Raw genomic sequence first — 19,836 nt, forward strand, 5'->3', positions numbered from 1 at the left:
AGCCCTTCGTAAAGCCCTACAAGAAACCAATAAATATATTCGTAGAATAACAACATTAATAAAATCACAATAATATAGATATAATACTTCTTTTTCATTTTATCAAAGTTTTAATAATAAAAGGTAGAGACACTAAAGTATTATGAAAGCAATGTAAAAGGATAGAATATCCTAAACCGAATTTTAAGCGAATAAATGAAAGATAATAACCTGACCATAATGCCATAAACATAAGTATCACAGATGTTCCCATATTCTTTGAAAAATTATGATTCCAAAAATGTACTAAACAAAAAACTATTGTTAAAAAATGCATCCATAATAAATAATTATTCTTGATGCTCTCACTTATAAATTCATACTTATAATATACAAACAACCACCCCGCTATCGCAAAAGTAATAACTCCAACTATCATGTATCCAATTTCTACTCCTTGAATATTTTTTTTAAGGAGTCCAAACAGAACTACACAAAAAAGAGAAAGAGCAATCCATAGATTAATCTTCGTAACATATAGCGGCAACCTAAATATCAATTCCTCGATTATTGGTCCTAACATACATATGACAATTATTCTCATATAAAAATTAAGATTTTCCATTCTCTTCATAGCAATAGGAGTAGAATCAGAGGTTTCAATCTTAAATACAAACGCCAATATTACTGCGAAAATTATGTATATGAATAAGACCTTAAAATACCCCGCTAATGATATGATGATATTTTGATATATGCTTGAACTCGAAGAAATGGGAATCTCTCCAAACATAAATGAAAAAAAATCTTTCATAAATACTTCATATTTTGTACTGGCTTTGGAAGTTTTTTTCCTCCATCAATGCTTACTAATTCTTCAGCATTTAATGGTACTAAATTTAATGTTTCTAAATTCATTGTTTTTAATTTTGTAAAATTAATAAATTATTATTGTTACACTTACAAAAAAATATTTGTGCACATTTATTTTTTGTGGGAACACAAATGATAATAATATTTTACATATTCTATATTGCATAAGTTTTCATATCTTTGTTTATAATTATTATATTCAACTAAGAAAATAAAGGGACGATTTAATACGAGAAGCTAAACGAAATAAAAATTTTTCACAAGAATATATGGCAAATCCATTGGATATTTCTCAATCACAATATTCAAGATTAGAAAAGGGAGAAATAGATTTTGAGGTTTCTAAACTCAGCATTTTAATAGATACTTTAGAACTTAATCCTATGGGAGTGATAGAATTTACAGAAAAATAACAGGTTTTTATTAACTCTCATAATACTATTGGGACTAATTTTGGAGAAATAAAATCTCCTCTTGTTGCTAATGATATGGAGATTATAAGACAAATGATCAAAGAAGAATTAGATAAAAGGAAAGAATAATACTATAATCCTATTTAGAAAAAGGCGACTATAATATAGTCGCCTTAATTGTAAAAAATAGTATAAGGTCTAACCAATGACCTGTAAAAAATAATACAGGGTATCCCACACCACCTGTGAAAAATAATGCAGGGGTAATTTTGTTAATATATTGATTATCAAGGAGTTAATATATTTTCAATAAAAAAATCCTTTTATACTATATATATTAAATATAATATATATGAGTATATATATTGTGTGAATATATTATGAGTATATGAAAAGGAATAAAAATTTCTTTTTCTGCAATTCTTCTTTTTAAATAAAAAAATCCTTTTTTCAGAGCTTAAAATCTATTTTACAAAAAATAGACATTGAAAATCAATGTTTTATGTTGCTCTAATAAAATTCCTTTACCAAAAATAAAATATCTGAAAGCTAACCGAAATGAGAGGTGTGCAAGATGTGTCTTTGTACCCACAACTTTTTCAAGTTTTGGACAAAGACCATTTTGCCTTTTTTGAGAAAAAAGGATTAGAAAAATTTCGGAACTCATTTTTCTTTTCAAAGGAATTTAAATTTATCTGATTTGAGATGAAGAGATTTTTTATAGATTTTTTTAGCCGATGGTACAAAATAGTTCAACCTTCCCTTAAATCCTTGTTTCTTATAAAATTAAGTTGAAACTTTGCCAAAAGACAAACCTCAAAATGCAGAAAAAAATAGTGAAATTAAGATTAGAATTAAAAAATCTAAAAAAGAAGAATGGAAAAGATACTGCAAAGAAAAGGGAATAACATTAACAAGTCTCATCATCAACTCTGTGGAAGGCAGGGCTTGGGATAATGAGCGAAAAAAAGCATTAGAGTTCATTGAAAAACAGGGAAACCTATTTGCCAAAGTGGAGAATAATATCAATCAACAGGCAAAGTTCATTAATTCTCAAAAATTCATGACAAAGGAGCAGATGCTTCAGTTTGGGAATGATTTGACAGAAGTGATAAAATTGAAACAAGAGCAAAATCTGATTTTTAAGAAAATCTACCATTTTATAGCAAATGAAGTAAAGATTTTAAGTTCAGCTAGTAGTGATTTTCATGGCGTGAAATACAACGACAAAAAAATGGAAAGCGGTGCTGGGGAATTGATGACAATGGAAAATTTTCCAGAGGGTTTTGATGAAAACACAAAGCAGGAAGATGTTAGAAATTATTTCAAATCTATTTCCAAGAGTGATAAAGTCAAGAAACCGCAGTTCCACGCCACGATTTCTACCAAGTTTCAGAATCATTCCAAAGAGGAATTGACCGAGATTGGCAAGGAATTTATGAAGGAAATGGGCTACGGCAATCAGCCTTATATCGTTTTCAAACATACGTACATTAACCGAACGCATATCCATATCGTTTCGACCTGCGTAGGTATTGACGGAAAGAAAATCTCCGATGATTACGATCACTCACGTTCAATGGCTATCTGTCGGGATTTGGAACGGAAATACAACCTGCATAAAGCTACCGAGCAGGAGCAGAAACAAAGCAATAAAGTTTTCAAACTTTGGGAAGCTATAATGCTTTATTATCATTATTCAATATCACAGCGGAAGAAGTCAAAGGCGAACGAAACGGTCAGACCGTAAACGGATTGGTCTATGTAGCATTGGACGAGAATGGCAACAAAGCAAGTAATCCGTTCAAAGCATCGCTGTTCGGAAAAGACGCAGGCGTGGCACAACTGCAAAAACACTTTGAGCAGTCCAAAGAGAAAATGAAAAGCAATCCTGCAATATTAGTTTTAAAGAATACTGTTGAATTGGCTATGCACATGACAAGCAATGAAAGGGATTTTAAAAAAGCAACTGACCGAACAGGGCATCAATAGGGTTGTCCGCAGGAACGATAACGGACGGATTTACGGTATAACTTTCATTGACCACGAAAGCCGAAGTGTTTGGAACGGTTCGGCTTTGGATAGAAACCTATCGGCAAATGTGTTTAATGATTGGTGGAACAACGATAACAAACCCGAACTGAAAACACAGGATACCCCTGTTTCCAAAGCAAATACATTGGACGATTTACCAACGAAAGACCTTTTCGAGTTTAGTCCACAGGAACATTTGACTAATTTCGATTCGGGATTGTTCAGCTTGTTACCCGATGCACAGGGAGTGGATTACAAAGAAGAACAGTTTGCCAAGCGATTGAAGAAAAAGAAATATTATCCAAGGAAGAAGATATGATGTTTATTATTTACATAACACGAAAAACAACATCAGATTTCAAATCAGTTATTAAAAACTTTGTATATTTACGGATTATGTCCATTCTTAATTTTATTCGTTGAATTTAAGATGAATTGAATACGTGAATTTTTAAGGTTAAGAATAAAACGAAACAGAGATTATCTAATGAAAATATTTAAGCCCACAACAGGACACAAACAAAGCGAGAAGCTATTGATTAATTAATTACATTTGTGAACTGAAATTATGGCAAAATTTATACAAAATATAATTGACGAAATAATAGACCAATATCTGTTTGCGGACGAAACAAAACGTCCGTGGATTATTGGTTTTAGTGGAGGGAAAGATTCTACTGTAATGCTTCAATTGGTTTGGGAAGCATTGAAACAAGTCAAAGATTTACACGGAGTTGTAGGCAGGGATATTTATGTCGTGTGTAACGATACAATGGTTGAAAATCCTGTTATAACAGAATATGTTTATCGGGTTTTAGCAAAAATAGAACAGTCAGCAGTCGAACAAGATTTACCTATTCAAGTTATAAAAACCATTCCGAGATTAGAGGATTCTTTTTGGGTAAACTTAATAGGTAAAGGTTATCCAGCACCAAATAATGCTTTTCGTTGGTGCACAGAACGGTTGAAAATAAAGCCTACTCAACGTTTTATCATAGAGCAAGTCGATGAATTTGGAGAAGCTGTAATTTTGATAGGAACACGTTCATCAGAATCTGCCAATCGTGCCAAATCAATGAAAAAACACGCTATCAAAGGAAAGCGTTTAACTAAACACCCAACTCAACCCAATACGTTTATGTATGCACCAATCCGACATTTGATGTTGGAAGAAGTTTGGTATATCATTAACACAATGCCCTCACCTTGGGGTGCAGACAACAGTGAATTGTTTCAAATTTATTTAGATGCAAGTGCAGATGATTATGAATGTCCAACAGTTGTAACCAATAAGGAACACAAATCTTGTGGACAAAGCCGTTTTGGTTGTTGGACTTGTACAGTTGTGAAACAGGATAAATCAATGTCTGCATTGATTGAGAACGGCTTAACGTGGTTAACGCCTCTTTTAAAATTAAGAAATGAATTAGCAGAAGAGCGTAATATCATTGAAAACCGTATGCCAAAACGTAGAAATGGAACAGATGCAGTAAACGGTATGGGGCCTTATAATCCTAGGTATCGTGCATCTGTTTTAAAAAGATTGCTTCAGGCTCAAAAAGAAGTACAAAAAGAAAAACCACATATTGAGTTAATTACAAATCAGGAATTAATTGCAATTCAAACAATTTGGTATCGTGATTTTGTGTTTGACCAAAAGGTTTCGGAAATTTATCGCAATGTTTATAAATCAGATTTGGATATGAAAGACCAAAAAGAGAAAAAGGAAAAAGAATTGGAATTGCTTAAAAAATCTTGTGAGAAGAACCCACAGGATTTTGAGTTGATTCAAGAGCTTTTGACCTTACAAAAAAATAAATCTCTTTTGAATCGCAAACGTGGATTAAAAGAAGATATTGAAACAAGAATTGAAGAATATCTAAAAAAAGAGAAGAAGGATGTTCATTAAAGAAATAGAGTTAAACAACTTCCGTATATACAAAGGAAAAAACAAAATCGACCTACTACCAGAAAATGACAAAAACATTATTGTTGTAAGTGGTAAGAACGGTTTCGGTAAAACGACGTTTCTGATGTCGTTAGTTTGGTGTTTGTATGGTAAGCAAATGGAAAAAGTAGATGAGCTTTACCAAAAAGAAATTGCAGACAAAGGTGGATATGGAAAATATATCGGAAACAGTTTAAACAGGTTGGCAAAATCGGAAGGAGAAACAAAATTCTCTGTTTCAGTAACTTTTACGGATGTAAAAATCCCTGAAATAACTTGCAACGAAATCAAAATCACAAGGACTTATGACATAGTAACAAGTTCAAGTGATAAAGTAGAAGTATTGATTGACAGCTACCAAAATGAATTGATTCAGGACTTGACAACAGAAGGAAAGCAAGACGGAGAAGAAATTTTTATCCGTGATTTTATTCTGCCTATTGAGATAGCCAAATTCTTTTTCTTCGATGCAGAGAAAATCGTTTCTCTTGCTGAAATAAATTCACCTGAACAAAGAAGATTATTAAGTAAGGCATATACAGAAGTTTTAGGAATTAAGAAATACGAAGACCTAAAAGACCAACTCGAAAATATACAAGACGAATACAGAAAAAAATCAGCAAAGCCACAGGAACTAGCTGAATTTAATCAAATTGAAACTGATATTAAAAACAAGCAGATTGATATTGATGAGGTTGAAAGTCAAATAAAAGAACTGAATCAGGAAAAAATTGAAAAGCAAAGCAAATCTAACGAAATTCAAATGAAGTTAATTCAAGAGGGAAATATGATGACCCTGGAACAACTTAATAAATTAAAATCAGAAAAATCTACTTTGAATGAGAAAATCAATAATCTTCAAAATGATTTAAAAGATTTATTTGATTTAATTCCTTTTGGATTAGCAGGAGAAACTTTAATGGAAGTTTCAAATCAATTAGAAAGCGAGAAAAACTACAAAGAGAGTAAATATAAGCAGGAAGATGTTGGAGAAAAAACAAACCGTATTTTAGACGACCTTGAAGAAGAAAAGAAAAAATTTAACGGAGTTATCGAAACGGAAATCCGTAATTTTTACGAATCCCAAATTAAAGATTTGATAAAAAAACATTTCTTTTCGGATGTCCCTGATTTGCCAACTTCGTTTAATGCTTTGCACGACTTTTCAGATGTAGAAGCGAACGAGCTAAATGCCCTTATAAATAATTTAAAGCATACTTTCAGAGATAAATTCACTCGATTGAACGATGATTATCTACGAACCAAAAATGACCTTGATTCTATTCGCAGAAAAATCAGAGCCGCCGAAAAAGATGCAGAAGATGAATACATAGCAAACTCACGAAGTGAAAAAACTTGTTTGGACAATCGTATTTCCTCAATAGATAAAGATATTTACGATTTAAGAGAGCGAATAGGGGGATTCAAAAATGAAATCAAGTCTTTAAAACAACGTCAGAAAAAATTAAGGGATAAAATTGACGATTCAAGACGATATTCAGAAAAAGACGCAAAAATACAAGAGCTAATTTCTAACTTAAAAGAGTTTATTAAAGACTTTAAGGTAACTACAAAGAAGAAATTAGAAGAAAATATCTTAAATGGGCTAAATATCTTGATGCACAAAAAAGGGTTCATTAAAAAAGTTGTTGTTGATATTAATCAAGCAGGCGATGATGTGGATATTAATCTTTTCAATTCAAGAAATGAAAAAATTGATAAAGGCTCTTTGTCAATGGGAGAACGCCAAATGTATGCTTCTGCATTATTAAAAGCATTAGTTGATGAATCAGACATTGAGTTTCCTGTGTTCATAGATTCGCCAATGCAGAAATTTGATAAAGACCATGCAGAAAACGTAATCAAAGAATTTTATCCAAATGTTTCTAAACAAGTGGTATTATTCCCGTTAATTCACAAGGAGTTGACTGAAAGTGAATTTGAATTATTGAAACCTAATATCAGTAAATCTTATATTATTCATAATTTCAGTACAGATGCTTCTGAATTTGTTGAAGCAGTTCCAGAAAGTTTAATCAAAACATATAACGAGCTTTATGCAAATTAATATAAGAACTTCGGAAGCTAATCAGGGAATCGTTAGAAAACTAACGTCAAAATTACCTGTTGGAACAAAAGAGAACGTAATTGCGAGAATTGCATTAGGCTATTCTTTGCAAAATGGGAAACGTTTTTCTACTTCCGAATTTAATGTTTACGATTCCAAAGGAAAGGAATATAAAGACCATATTTTGTTTGATGCAAAATACAGAGATTTTTACATTGCTTTGATTTGTCAGCATTACGGAGTTTATAAAACAAACGAAAATATCCCAAAATATATCAAACTGCACATTGACCACGGTTTGGAGTTAATGGACAATTTGTTTTCCAACAGCAACAATTATTCTTTTTTAGACTTCTTAACCGAACATTTAGACAAGGGGATTTCTCTGTTAGATACGGTAAGAGTTAGTTTAGATGCGGTAAAAAACAACAATCAAAGTATTGAGAAAGCATACTTTGCCGAACCAATTAAAATTTTGGTTGGAAACAAACTTGAAGATAAAAACGAAGATATTGTTTTGAACTTCAACGATACAAATTCGTATAACAACAATCATATTGCTGTTGCAGGAAGCTCGGGAACAGGGAAAACACAATTTGCATTACAGCTTTTACGAGAAATTTCTGAAAAATCAAATCATCACGTTAATTTCATTTATCTGGATTTTAAAGGTCTGAAAGATGATGATTTAACGGAAATGCAACCATTTTTTGAGAAAACAAAAGCTCAATTTATTGATGCACCTAATACACCTTTTCCTGTAAATCCATTGTCGTTTATTGACAGCATTAACGATGTAAATAAACAAATGGGAATTGACAAATTTGTAGATATTATCTGCAAATATTCAAATATCGGAATTAAACAAAGAGGGAAATTAAGGGAAGCAACAAACGAAGCTTTTATTGCTAAAAAGCCAGGCGAATATCCAAGTTTTTCGGAGATAAACGAGCAACTTTTAGAGCTTGTTGGGGATAAACGAGATACATTAACAGAAATTATTGATGAATTAAGCCGATACGGTGTATTCAAAGAAGACAAGAAGATTAAAAATTTTTTAAATCAGAACGTTTATTTGTCTTTATCGGGCGATTTATCAAACTCTGTCCGTTTTACTTCATTGTTTCTTATCATCAATTACATATACAACGTATTTATGAATATGGACAGCACACCAACTAACAATGGTTATCGTGCAATGCGTTATGTTTTATTGATTGATGAAGCTCACGTAATTTTTAAAGAGAAGAAATATCAAGATATTTTAGAAAAAATTCTGCGTGAAATCCGCTCGAAAGGCGTTTCTGTTGTGCTTTTATCACAAGGGGTTGAAGAATTTAATCAACCAACTTTTGATTTTTCAAGTATGTGTGAGATTTCTTTCTTGCTAAATGTGAAAGATAAAAACAACACAAAAGCAATCAATAAGTTTTTAGGATTTAGTGACAAAGACGGAACAAAAGCATATAGAAGTCTTGAAAAAATACAAAAAGGACAAGCGATTTCCAACATAAGAGAGTTCCCGAAAGGAGAACTATTTGAGATTAAACAGTTTTATAAAGATGGGAACAAATAACAAATACGAGTTTAAGGAAATAAACATCAGTAAATTAAAGCTAGATGACCAAAATCCACGTATCCCAAAGTCAATACGTGATGAAAGTCCTTCTGAAATTGAGTTGATTGAGTATATGCTCCTTGATGCTTCATTAACAGAATTAATGTTAGCAATCGGAGAAAATGGCTATTTCCCAGGAGAACAGCTTTTAGTTGTATTTGATCCCTCTGATTCAAAATACAGGGTAATTGAGGGAAACAGAAGGTTATCTGCGGTAAAACTTTTAAATAACCCTGAACTTGCAACTGTACAAAAAGCTAAAGTTCAAAAAGTTATTAAAGAAACCACTGAACGACCAACCGAAATTCCTTGTTTAGTATTTGAAAGTGATGATGAAATTCATAAATACCTTGGTTATAGGCATATAACAGGAATAAAAGAATGGAGATTGCTTGAAAAAGCAAGATATATGCATAATCTAAAAGAAACATTATTCTCTGACAAATCTATTTCTCAAGCATCACGAGAAATCGCGAAAATGATTGGTAGTAGAATGGATTATGTTAGAAGAGTATTGGTAGGCTATGAAGTTTACAGAATTATTGAAGATGAAAACTTTTACAAAATAAGAGATTTAAATGATACTACATTTTATTTCAATTATATTGTCGATAGCTTAAATAAAACAAATATTCGTACTTTTATAGGAATTGATTTTGATACTGCACAACCATTAACAGACTTGAATCCTGACAATTTACAAAAATGGACACATTGGCTATTTGAAAAAAATGACCAAAATAAAACAAGGCTGATAGGAAATAGTTCTGATTTAAACGATTTAAACGCAATATTGGAGAATCCTGAAGCTTTAGAAGCATTTGATAAAAAGGGATATACATTAGAAAGAGCTAAAGAGCTTACGGGAGAACTTGACAAAGTATTTATGGATTTTGTTATTAATGCTTATAGAAATCTTGAAAAAGCGGATGGAATGGTTATTCGTGTAAAGAATTTCTATGTTGATTTAGATGATGATTTACGGAAAATCAGATTATTGACAGACAAAATTAAATCAACTGTAAAAGCTGTTAATGAAGATGAGTAAACTTGATAATTTTTTCCTTTCGTTCACTTTAAGGTTATCAGAAAAATATCCTACGGACTCAAAAATATATCTCTATGCAGATTATTTTGAGTTAGTTTCTTTATTTAACAAGGAAAGCATAATTACGCCAGCCAATATGTTAGACAGGTTAACAGATGAAGGCATATTAAAACAAACAGAAAATTCCGAAGACCAAGCAGAACAAAATGACAAAGAAGAAGCATTTGTGCGTGAAGTATTTATATTATTAGCACAAAGAGCCATTTCTTTCGATAATGACTATCCTTTTGATATTCAAAATGAAAATTTAACCCTAAAAAATAATCTTTCAGATAAACAAAAATTATATGTCTTTTTGCTCTTATCATCAAATTTAAATTTATTCAAACCTTTTCAATCAGACTTAACCTCTGAATTTGAATTAGTATCAAAAGAAGCTTTAAAGAATTATTTACCAAATTTTGCTCAAGTGAAAAACTTTGGAAAAAATACCGAATTTCAAGGTTACGCCCACGAAAAAATAAGATTGTTGGCTTCAGAAATGAATATAAATGTTGATGAAGAATATTTAAGTACTATTGCGTCGATGGGGACCCAGGATTTAGGTTTAGATGTCGTTGGGTGGATGCCGTTACTTGATGAAATAGGTAATTATGTCTCAATCTTTGGGCAGTGTGCTTGTGGAAAGGATTGGAATAAAAAGTTAAATGAAACAAGGCGATATAATAAGTTTTTAAAAATTTATCTATCGGAAATCACTCATTCTTTATTCATTCCATACTCTTTGATTAACTACAATAATTCAATTTTTTTTGAACATCACGAGTTTGGAGAGCCTATTTTATTGTTTGAACGTAAAAGAATATTATCACTGATTAATGATGGCAATATAATTAACACATTACTATCAAAAGACTTGATAGAGCAATGTGTTACTTTTGAAGAGGATATTGTTTAATATATTACTTACAGAATTGCTAAATTCAATCAGTGAAAATTACTATTGATTGAAATTAAATTTTATATATTTGCTATGAGTGAACTGAAACATCTTGAAAATCAAAGCAATAAGTGTCGTTAAAAATCGTTACCTTGTAATCTTTGATTATCCATATAAAAGATTAGTATTCAACCAATAATATCCTTTTGTAAAATAGTCGTATAAAAGAATTACATATTCTTGTCTATCGGGTTGATGGTAGATAAAAAAGAACTTCAGGTGTTGGTGTGGGCTTGGTTGATAAGGCCCAATTTTTTTGATGCTGACTTTTGGGTCTATTTCTTTATCTCTACCGAACCTTAAATTATTGGAATGATAATGCGTAGCATATACCTTATCTGTTGGTATTTGATAAAAGTTATCTGATGGTTTTAGAAAACTTAATGTACTGTTGTTTAAATATTTCTTTTTAAAATCATTGATTAACTGATAATAGGTTTTGTATCTGTTGGTTGTTTTATCAATCGTATGTTCTATTCCTAAAATGTTTTTTAGTCCGATGTTTAGCACAGGATATACTTCCTCCAAATGTAATTTTGCTTCGTGATGTAGCTTATCGAAACTTAAAATCTCGTTTCTGAATATTACTTTTTTGAAATGATGGGTTGGAATATTAAATGTGTTGATGGATTGTGTAGCTACCTTAGATACGCCATCATACGCTATTAATAACGCTAGGCTATTGATGAGGTATGAATATTCTATTTTTAATGTGTACTTATCGTATGTGGTGTTCTCTATTTTAGATAGTTGGGTGTTCTTCATCCGAACTTCTCTGTATAAAAACGACATTGTAATGTAGCGTTATTGATCTCTAATGGTATTAGGTTTATCGTAAGTTGCTGCATATTTCATCGTGATTAATTAGGCTTATCGGTACCGAATGGACGCAACTAACTTACAATATTTTAGGGAAATAAAAAAGGAGCAAATTTTTGCTCCTTGTATTTTTAATCTTCTGCTGCTATATGAATAGCTGTTTGCTGTTCTGGATATGGTTTAATCAAATATTTCTCAAAATCATCACATAATTGAGAAAGTATGTCTTTTGTTTCTCTTTTAAAGAATTCACCCAATTCCTTGTTTTTAATCGTGAACTTACGATATAACTTTGAGAAATCTTTTAATATTTCTTCGTGTGAAAATGAAGAACTTGTTGATGTCATTTTAGCTATTAATCGTTTGCCATCTGCATCTGATTTAATGTATTCAAAGAATAAAGTTATCTTTTCTTCAAAATCTTTAATTAGTGCATCTATTTCTTCTTCTTCTTGATTGCGTTTTTCTATAACTTTTAGAATATTATATTTAAACTTATTCGGTTTATCACTATCAGTTGGTGTAGGATTCTTTATTTTAGATTCTTTCTCTTTGTAATCTTTTGGAGCGACAATCCCAATTCTGTTGTCAAAATAGATTTCTACATCATCAATAATTTCTTTAGTACCATTAATTTGGTTGTATATTAGATTGTATCTATGCCAGAATTCTAAGAAAATATCTTCTGAATACTTTTTATCCAACTCTATTACAAACTCAATCAAATTTAGGATATTGAAATATTTCAGTATTTTAGATTTTATCGCTTTAGCCTCGTTTTCATTATTGCGAATAAAGGCGTCTAAATCATTTCCTAAATCTACGATAGTCTGTACTTCTAATTTCCCTTCTTTATACGATTTAAAATTTGCAAAATGCTTTTTAAATATTAATTCTTTATATATTTCTATCAATCTTTCTTCGTCACCTAAAGGATCAAAATCTGAAACCACTACATTAGAGAAATGCTCAAAAGCTTCTTTTATATTTTTTACATTAATGTTTTTATAAGAGAAATCTACAATTTTACAATCGTTTTTATATTTTGCTGTACGGTTTACTCTTGAAATCGTTTGAATAGCATTAATACCTCTAATTTCTTTATCTAAAAATAAGGTATGTAGTTTGGGTTCATCAAAACCTGTTTGTAATTTATCTACAACGATGATAATCCCATTTTTAGCTATTTTAAAGTTTTGTAAAACACGTTCTTCTCTTAATCCACCATTTAAACCACTACAACTTCGATGTTCCTGATTATCTGAATAAACGATATATATAGGAGCATCTGCAAAGCGTTCGTATTTTGGTTGTTTGGTTATTTCAGCATAATATTTTGATATAAAGTTTTTATACTTAATAGCCGCTGGAATAGATGAAGCAGAAAGCATCGCTTTTGCTTGACCTCTTATTTGATGATAAACCGTAGTTACTAATCTTTCTACTACAAATTTTGAAATGGCTTCTATACGTTCGGTATTCAGGTATATTTTCTTTTTACGAATCGCATATTTCTTCCCATATTCATCAATACCTGTATCGGTGTCGTCAGGTATTGGGTCAAAACCATAACCAAGATCCCCTTCAAAACCTTCTAAATCATTGTCAGGTATTTCGAAATACATCTTAGCTGAAACAGGTACAATCCCTCTAATTGGGTTCAAGATATAGCCATCTTCAATGGCTTCACGCATTGTATAGCTATCAAAAGGAATCCATAATTTTTCAGCTTCTGCATAACGATTGTACTCACCAAATCTGGCTAAGGTATGGTCGCTTGGTGTTGCTGTAAAACCAATGATTAAATTCTTTTTGGTACGTTGTTGGGTATAGGCATCATTATTATCGAAACCAGCTTGTAATTCGTCAAAAACACTTAACATTTCTTCGTGTTGCGCACCACTATTGCTACGGTGTATCTCATCAATTAAAAATGCTATTCTAAGATTAGCTAAATTTTTAATTACCGTTTCATCTAAAATGGTATTGACAGAACCAAACTTTTGTAAGTTGACTACTACAATTCTTTTATCAGAACTTAGAGCATCAATAAAGCTTTTACGGTCTGTAGCTTCTATAAACATTGCTTTTTGAATGTTCATATTGTGCATTTTAGAATCTAATTGATCTCTTAATTGTAAACGGTCTACCACCAGCATTACTTTGTCGTACACATATTCGCCTTCTTTGAGTAAGTCTTTTAATTGTAATGCTGTCCAACCAATAATATTTGATTTACCAAAACCTGCTGCATATTGTAATAGTAACGAATACACATTTTTGTTGTTTTGGTATTTTAAACGCTTGTTGACTAATTCTTGTACGCGTTCTTCTCCAATCCCTTTATCTCGTAATTCGGTTTCTAATTTTTTGATAAAATAGCGTGGTTCTTGTTCGTGTTTTAAAAATTCTTCGATTTTGGCTAAAACCTTATCTGTACCGAATTTTTGTTTAGGACGTGGCGAAATTAAACGACCGTTATTATGTTTGTATTCTTTGGTTTTGCTTCCTTCTTTTTTGATTAATTCACGTTCGATAAAGTTGTAATACAAAATTTCTTTTTCCATCATTTTTTTATCGTACAAGGCTCTAAACACTTCTTCGAAACGTGCTAACTTATCCGCTTTAGGATTAACTAATGGATAGGGTTTAAAATCTTTCACCATTTTCTTTTCGTAATCCGAGAAGTCATAATCTCCTTTTAAAACGGTTGCTTTAATATCATCAAAAAACGTAGCAATATTTCTGATCACAAAGGTATCTGACAAATCGGTAGCGGTGATATGAATTGCTTTTTCGAATATATGTAAGAAGTCCTTACGGATGGTTTGTGAAATGTCGTTTTTATCGGCTATTACCAAATATTCTTGTGTAGCAGATAAGTAATCTTTCATTACTTTATGGCGACCATTTTTGCCTGCTGTTTGGTTGTTCCAATTGCTTTTTAACTCGCTATATCCTAAATAGATACCGTTTAAGAAAAAAGACAGATCGGGACGAAATGAAAACCTCGTTTTGCCTTCGTGTTTAAATACATAGGGTAACTCTTGTACAATGGTAAAGATGTTTTCATCGAATAATTTGTCTTCTTGCAATACGCTACCACTTGGATAAAACAAATGCAGCTTTACGCCTTCGAAAGTTATCGACTTATTGGAATTGATAAATACAGCCATATTCATAGAAGATTTTATTTTATCATCTAAGAATGAAGTAAAAGCATCCATTAACTCTTTTTCGGAATCAAATTTTTTAAGCAATTTTTTATAATTGCTTTTGTTGAGTGAGGTTTCTGAAATAAAGTATTTTAAATCTTCTGTGATAAAAAATTTAGGAGAAACGCTATTTGCTTTCGCTTCTTTGTAACCTAATCCTTCTTTTCTTTCGCAGAAAAAATTGATTAAGTATTTATCTTGTAAGTCGAGTTCTTTCATATAATCATGCAGTTTGTACTGCTAAAATATTAAATTAAAAAATGTCTTTAATTTTTAAATAAGGGTTCTTTTCTCCAGTCTAATAAACTTCCTTTTCCGTCGGATGGAATACCTAAATATTGAATAGGAACTGTCGGATATTTAGCAAACAATTCGTCTAATTTGAGTGTCAAGCTATTGTTATCATTGGCAGAATCCAACAAATATTTCAATACACAAATAAAATAAAAAACTCTTTTATTATTGTTATAGGAAGATGACACCCAAGCTGCCTGAGGTTTTAATAACAATCTAGGTTCTACTGCTAAATCGCGGTTCCACAAACGTGAGTGGTGCGCACAAATGTTACGAACATAAGTCAGCGAGTGTAACCAAGATTGAAATATCGTATGATGAACTTTAAAAAAATCAGCTATACGTTTTTTGTCTTTATTGTTTCTCAAACCTCTGTATAGATTAGACAATTCACCTATGGTTAATAATTCAAAACACATCCAAGACGGTGGATTTGATGGCTTGTCGTAGCAGTCGGTGTAATGTTTGATAAAAACTTCCAGTTTTCGGTGTGTTTTTGCTTTGGAAATAATGCTCTGAAAATCGGAATAAGGATTAACCGTATTTCCTACGCTATTATAATACGGTTTTACAAATAGGCTTTTGTCATCCTGCCAATGTGAATTGTTGTAATGCGTTGCCATTTGATAAATAAACTGCGTACGGATAGCCACTTCTATTCGCTCGATGCAATCAAACACTAATAGTCTTAATTCCCTATCAAATGCATAGGTCTGAATAATCTGATGAAAGGTAGTGCCTTTATCAAAAGTGTCTTTTACGGATTGATACGGAAGAAAATAAGCGCTCAATCTGTAATAACTAATTTGCTGCAAATAGGAAACTGCTCGTTGTTCATTAGCAACTGCTAATCCACGGTCTTTTAATTTTTGCAATTGATCTGCAAAAGTCAAAGGCGGTTTGGTGTACGTTTTCTTTGACATAGGCTATAAAAAGAGAAGACCCCCCAAGTGTGCATCGCGGAGAGGCAAGGAGGGTGTATTATCTTGAGTAATTAAACTGTCTTGTTGGGCAACTTTTCTATGCATAGAAAAGTTTTTCTGTACTGCAAAGATACAAAATAGTAATATAGTATCGTCATATTTATTTACTATTTTTATATGTTTAATCATCACATACTTTTATTTTACCTGTTACTACGTCGTTAATTAATGTTTTGCGTAACTGTTTTAAGGTGTCTATTTGTTTACTAATATTACTTACGATAGCATCTATAGTAGCTGTTTTATGGTCTAAATATTGGGCTATTTCTTCTTGTTCTGATTTGGGAGGATGAATTACTAAAGCATTTGCTATCAATTTCTGATTTAACATTTTAGCTCCGTATATATTTTCTGTTGCTGCTAACTCTAAATAAGTCGGTAACATAAAATAATAATATTCTAAATCAATATTTTTATTAGGGAATATAGACGAAATTGCTTCATTAGTATAAACATCTTTAGTTGTAAAAGCCATTTTACCAATAGATAATTTAAAACTATACAATAAAGAGCCTTTGGGTGTTTTCACAATATTCGCATCTTTAATAGCTTCATCTGTCAAATAAATTGAGGAGTCACTTATATATTTAGAATCTCCTATATCTCCAATGCTGATCCAAATATTATCTCCTTCAAAATAACTTCTATTCGACGTAGAAGGTGTACCACCTGTTGTATATTTACTAACTACATCCTTAAACCTTTTCACCTCCCAATGTTGTGGGATTTGCCCAATCCAAGAGATGCCACTGTCTTTTAATCGTGCATTTTTATCTAAACCTTTGGTAATAGTTTGGGTGATGAGTGTACGTTTTAATTGCTTATACGTTTCTATCTTTTGTTCTAAAAGCGTTATTTTTTTATCTATGGCTTGGGTTTTCGCATCTAAATAATGGGCAATGGCTTGTTGTTCGGAAAGAGATGAAGGATAAAATAATTTAAAATTATTTATCTTCTCTTGCGAAATTGCAGGCGTTGCTCCCCCTGATTGAAAACATTCAAAATAATATTTTATCAAATCACTTATAAGAACATAATATAAAAATGAATTGTCAATTTTTATTTTTTTTAAAACTACGACTTGTGGATTTAAAGTTAACTTATATTCAGTTGGAGGCACAAGAGCCGCTTTGCCAATTGTAGAACCTGTTTTAACCAATATTATGTCCTTCTCAAAAATTTTTATTTCTGGAGACTCATAATATTTATCCCAACTTATAAAAGTTTTACTTTTTAATGTAAAAGTATCATTAAATATATTGCCTGGACTTATGGATAATGCACCATCGCCTTCTGATACAATATCGGCTACAGTATATCCTCTGTAACCTATTCTTCCATAAATATTGGCTACATTTTTTACTCTATCCAACTTCCAATTTTTTGGTATAGAGTTTAAAGCTTTATCCTCAAAAGTATTCACTATCATAACCCCAACTCATTTTCCAAGTTAGCTAATTCGTTTTCTAAACTTTCTAATTCAGCTTGTAAATCCGTAATCGGCGTTAATTGTTCAGGTACATAGAAAATCTTGTTGAAGTTGATTTCAACCCCAATTACATTATCGCTGTATTCAAATGGACGCGTTACATACTTCGCCATAAAATCGGCAATCTGCTTTTGATTGTCTGCTTCTATTGGATGATACGGTATAATCTCGTAATCCTTCACCGTATCTTTCGATAATTCAACGGTTATCCGAATAGACGCATCTTTGGTTTTGGTTTCTTTTTTATACGTCGCTTTTACAAGTATTTTACCGTTACCTAATTCTTTGACTTCGACAGGCTCAGCCACCGTAGTTTCTACAATGGTTTCTTTTTCGGTATCGTAGCTATAAATAGCTTTAGCTGTATGGATTTTAAGATTTGATTCTTTGTAGTCGATGCTATTGATTAATTCTTTCACCTCTTGATTGAAGTAATCTTCTAAACTATTGTACGCCGTATTGTCAAATGTTGTTATTTTGAAATTTGATAATTTTTTTACTTCACCCTCTAAGGATGTGAATTCTAATTGAGTAGGATTGAGTTTTATTGCTTTTTCTTCTACGGTTTCACCAGCTCTATTGGTTTTAGTAGGCATTTGAATTGCCTTACCGTTTTCATCTACATTGGTTAGAATAATAGACTGTTTGTTGTAATAGAAATGCCATTTGTCGAAGACTTTAGCGAAGTCTTTACCGTCCAATTGTACATCTTCGAAATTGACAAAAGCATCTACAATTGCTTTGCGATTATCGGCATTCATCTGACGACGTTTTTTACCTTTGGATTTCTTTAATAATTCCCATTGGTTGCTACCATCAATTAATATCACTTTGTCTTTACGATTGGCAGGTTTATTTTTATTAAATACCCATAAATACGTGTAAATACCTGTATTGAAGAACTCGTCTTGTGGCATTTGAATTAAAGCCTCTACCCAATCGTTATCAAAGAAATGCTTACGGATATTCGATTCACCCGAACCTGCATCACCTGAAAATAAAGTGGAACCGTTGTGAACGATTACCCCAAAACCATTGTCATTTTCTAACTTCGATAAGATGTGCTGGGTAAACAAGAATTGCCCATCTGAAATAGATGGTAATGCGTGAAAGCGATCTGTTTCATCAGTTTTTACTTCCTTTTCAAAACCTTTCCAATCCACGCCATACGGTGGATTAGCTACTGCGATATTGAACGATTTATCAAAGAATTTACCTATTTCTGTAATGGTATTCCCATATTCGATATAAGTATCTTTACGGAATCTACTTTCGATTTTAGCCAATGCGTATAAGGCATCGTTCCACTCTTGACCATAAGTAGCCGTAGGACGATTAGAGATTTCTTGAATTTTATCTTCAACTCCAAATAATAAGTTTCCACCACCACAAGTGGCATCATAAATCGTTAGAAACTCATCGTTATCTTCAATCTTGGTTGCAATTAATTCAGAAATTAAAGAGATAATATCATCAGGCGTATACTGTTCCCCAGCTGTTTCAGCCGAAATGTCTGCCCATTTGCGTTTGATGTGTTCTTCTAAAGTGGTAATATCGGAGTTGTTGAAAGGTAATAAATCAATCTCGCTCCACGCCTTTACGGTATTGAATAGAATACGTTTTTTCTTCAGTAATCCACTAACACCTGTAATGTCTAAGAATTTTTCTTCATCGTTCCCTTTATTCACTCCTAAAAGGTATTTGGTTTCCGCATCAAACGCTTTTAAATAACCATCAAAATCGGTATCAAAGGTTTTATCGTTTTTACAAATGTCTTTTAAGGTAATCTCTTTACGAATTACATAATCATTATAACCTAAACCTTCTAATTGGAAAATCTCTATAAAATCTTCCGTATCTTCTATGTTTTCTTCTTCGCGTATTCTGTTGGCTTCACGAATCAATCTACTCTCTACCATTACTAAGGCAAAGAAGGGCATCATAAATTTAGGAAAATCGGATTGTTTGATTCCTGCACCGATCAATAAATCGGCTGTTTTCCAAATGTCTGATTCGTATTTAAGTATATTATTGCTCATTGTTGATGAAGTGAAA

Annotated in this window: 15 protein-coding genes; 9 read left to right on the plus strand and 6 right to left on the minus strand. The window is 31.7% G+C overall.

All coding sequences use genetic code 11. From position 1 onward, the window contains the following. Nucleotides 1–94: 94 nt before the first annotated feature. Nucleotides 95–793, minus strand: a complete 699-nt coding sequence (locus D5J18_RS07055) for a CPBP family glutamic-type intramembrane protease (RefSeq protein WP_119058306.1) — start codon at nt 791–793, stop codon at nt 95–97. A 286-nt stretch (nt 794–1,079) separates the two neighbouring features. Between D5J18_RS07055 and D5J18_RS07060 the strand changes: the two genes are divergently transcribed. The 9 genes from D5J18_RS07060 (at nt 1,080) to D5J18_RS07095 (ending at nt 10,939) form a co-directional block, all read left to right on the plus strand. Next, nucleotides 1,080–1,265, plus strand: coding sequence for a helix-turn-helix domain-containing protein (locus D5J18_RS07060; protein WP_260377579.1), 186 nt, complete (start codon nt 1,080–1,082; stop codon nt 1,263–1,265). Between the two features lie 799 nt (nt 1,266–2,064). Then, nucleotides 2,065–3,015: a relaxase/mobilization nuclease domain-containing protein gene (locus tag D5J18_RS08930; protein ID WP_260377564.1), complete on the plus strand. Its 951-nt coding sequence runs from the start codon at nt 2,065–2,067 to the stop codon at nt 3,013–3,015. Beyond that, nucleotides 2,934–3,257 carry a hypothetical protein gene (locus D5J18_RS08935; protein WP_260377565.1) on the plus strand — a complete coding sequence of 108 codons (324 nt, stop codon included), beginning with the start codon at nt 2,934–2,936 and terminating at the stop codon, nt 3,255–3,257. Before D5J18_RS08930 ends, D5J18_RS08935 begins: the two co-directional genes overlap by 82 nt. Nucleotides 3,258–3,342: 85 nt before the next feature. Next, on the plus strand, nt 3,343–3,618 hold the full coding sequence (locus D5J18_RS08940) for a hypothetical protein (protein WP_260377566.1): 276 nt from the start codon (nt 3,343–3,345) through the stop codon (nt 3,616–3,618). Nucleotides 3,619–3,867: 249 nt separating this feature from the next. Beyond that, the gene (dndC, locus tag D5J18_RS07075) at nt 3,868–5,208 is read left to right on the plus strand and encodes a DNA phosphorothioation system sulfurtransferase DndC (RefSeq protein WP_119058308.1); all 1,341 of its coding nucleotides are present in this window, start codon (nt 3,868–3,870) and stop codon (nt 5,206–5,208) included. After that, the gene (gene dndD, locus D5J18_RS07080; RefSeq protein WP_119058309.1) at nt 5,198–7,315 is read left to right on the plus strand and encodes a DNA sulfur modification protein DndD; all 2,118 of its coding nucleotides are present in this window, start codon (nt 5,198–5,200) and stop codon (nt 7,313–7,315) included. The genes dndC and dndD overlap by 11 nt, the downstream gene beginning before the upstream one ends. Next, a complete protein-coding gene (locus D5J18_RS07085; protein ID WP_119058310.1) occupies nt 7,305–8,891 on the plus strand; it encodes a DndE family protein in 1,587 nt (528 codons plus the stop codon). The genes dndD and D5J18_RS07085 overlap by 11 nt, the downstream gene beginning before the upstream one ends. Then, a complete protein-coding gene (locus D5J18_RS07090) occupies nt 8,878–9,981 on the plus strand; it encodes a ParB/RepB/Spo0J family partition protein (RefSeq protein ID WP_119058311.1) in 1,104 nt (367 codons plus the stop codon). Before D5J18_RS07085 ends, D5J18_RS07090 begins: the two co-directional genes overlap by 14 nt. After that, nucleotides 9,974–10,939 (plus strand): hypothetical protein, encoded by a 966-nt coding sequence (locus D5J18_RS07095; RefSeq protein WP_133298123.1) that lies wholly within the window; start codon nt 9,974–9,976, stop codon nt 10,937–10,939. The genes D5J18_RS07090 and D5J18_RS07095 overlap by 8 nt, the downstream gene beginning before the upstream one ends. A gap of 147 nt (nt 10,940–11,086) precedes the next feature. Here the strand turns inward: D5J18_RS07095 and D5J18_RS07100 are convergent, their stop codons facing one another. The 5 genes from D5J18_RS07100 to D5J18_RS07125 form a co-directional block, all read right to left on the minus strand. Next, complete coding sequence (locus D5J18_RS07100; protein ID WP_133298124.1) at nt 11,087–11,773, minus strand: hypothetical protein; 687 nt, start codon at nt 11,771–11,773, stop codon at nt 11,087–11,089. Nucleotides 11,774–11,931: 158 nt separating this feature from the next. Continuing rightward, nucleotides 11,932–15,234, minus strand: coding sequence for a DEAD/DEAH box helicase family protein (locus D5J18_RS07105; protein WP_119058314.1), 3,303 nt, complete (start codon nt 15,232–15,234; stop codon nt 11,932–11,934). Nucleotides 15,235–15,281: 47 nt separating this feature from the next. After that, nucleotides 15,282–16,232, minus strand: a complete 951-nt coding sequence (locus D5J18_RS07110; RefSeq protein ID WP_119058315.1) for an Abi family protein — start codon at nt 16,230–16,232, stop codon at nt 15,282–15,284. A gap of 181 nt (nt 16,233–16,413) precedes the next feature. Then, nucleotides 16,414–17,721, minus strand: a complete 1,308-nt coding sequence (locus tag D5J18_RS07120; RefSeq protein WP_119058317.1) for a restriction endonuclease subunit S — start codon at nt 17,719–17,721, stop codon at nt 16,414–16,416. After that, nucleotides 17,718–19,820: an HsdM family class I SAM-dependent methyltransferase gene (locus D5J18_RS07125; protein ID WP_119058318.1), complete on the minus strand. Its 2,103-nt coding sequence runs from the start codon at nt 19,818–19,820 to the stop codon at nt 17,718–17,720. The genes D5J18_RS07120 and D5J18_RS07125 overlap by 4 nt, the downstream gene beginning before the upstream one ends. Between the last annotated feature and the right edge of the window lie 16 nt (nt 19,821–19,836).

The organism is Candidatus Ornithobacterium hominis (assembly GCF_900538215.1).
In the GTDB taxonomy this organism is placed as follows: Bacteria; Bacteroidota; Bacteroidia; order Flavobacteriales; family Weeksellaceae; genus Ornithobacterium; species Ornithobacterium hominis.

Excerpts from the sequence above, each read along its gene's own strand:
- D5J18_RS07085 (WP_119058310.1), top strand. The coding sequence starts at position 7,305 with ATGCAAATTAATATAAGAACTTCGGAAGCTAATCAGGGAATCGTTAGA.
- D5J18_RS07120 (WP_119058317.1), bottom strand. The coding sequence starts at position 17,721 with ATGATAGTGAATACTTTTGAGGATAAAGCTTTAAACTCTATACCAAAA.
- D5J18_RS07110 (WP_119058315.1), bottom strand. The coding sequence starts at position 16,232 with ATGTCAAAGAAAACGTACACCAAACCGCCTTTGACTTTTGCAGATCAA.
- D5J18_RS07105 (WP_119058314.1), bottom strand. The coding sequence starts at position 15,234 with ATGAAAGAACTCGACTTACAAGATAAATACTTAATCAATTTTTTCTGC.
- D5J18_RS07055 (WP_119058306.1), bottom strand. The coding sequence starts at position 793 with ATGAAAGATTTTTTTTCATTTATGTTTGGAGAGATTCCCATTTCTTCG.
- D5J18_RS07100 (WP_133298124.1), bottom strand. The coding sequence starts at position 11,773 with ATGTCGTTTTTATACAGAGAAGTTCGGATGAAGAACACCCAACTATCT.
- D5J18_RS07090 (WP_119058311.1), top strand. The coding sequence starts at position 8,878 with ATGGGAACAAATAACAAATACGAGTTTAAGGAAATAAACATCAGTAAA.
- dndD (WP_119058309.1), top strand. The coding sequence starts at position 5,198 with ATGTTCATTAAAGAAATAGAGTTAAACAACTTCCGTATATACAAAGGA.
- dndC (WP_119058308.1), top strand. The coding sequence starts at position 3,868 with ATGGCAAAATTTATACAAAATATAATTGACGAAATAATAGACCAATAT.
- D5J18_RS07095 (WP_133298123.1), top strand. The coding sequence starts at position 9,974 with ATGAGTAAACTTGATAATTTTTTCCTTTCGTTCACTTTAAGGTTATCA.
- D5J18_RS07125 (WP_119058318.1), bottom strand. The coding sequence starts at position 19,820 with ATGAGCAATAATATACTTAAATACGAATCAGACATTTGGAAAACAGCC.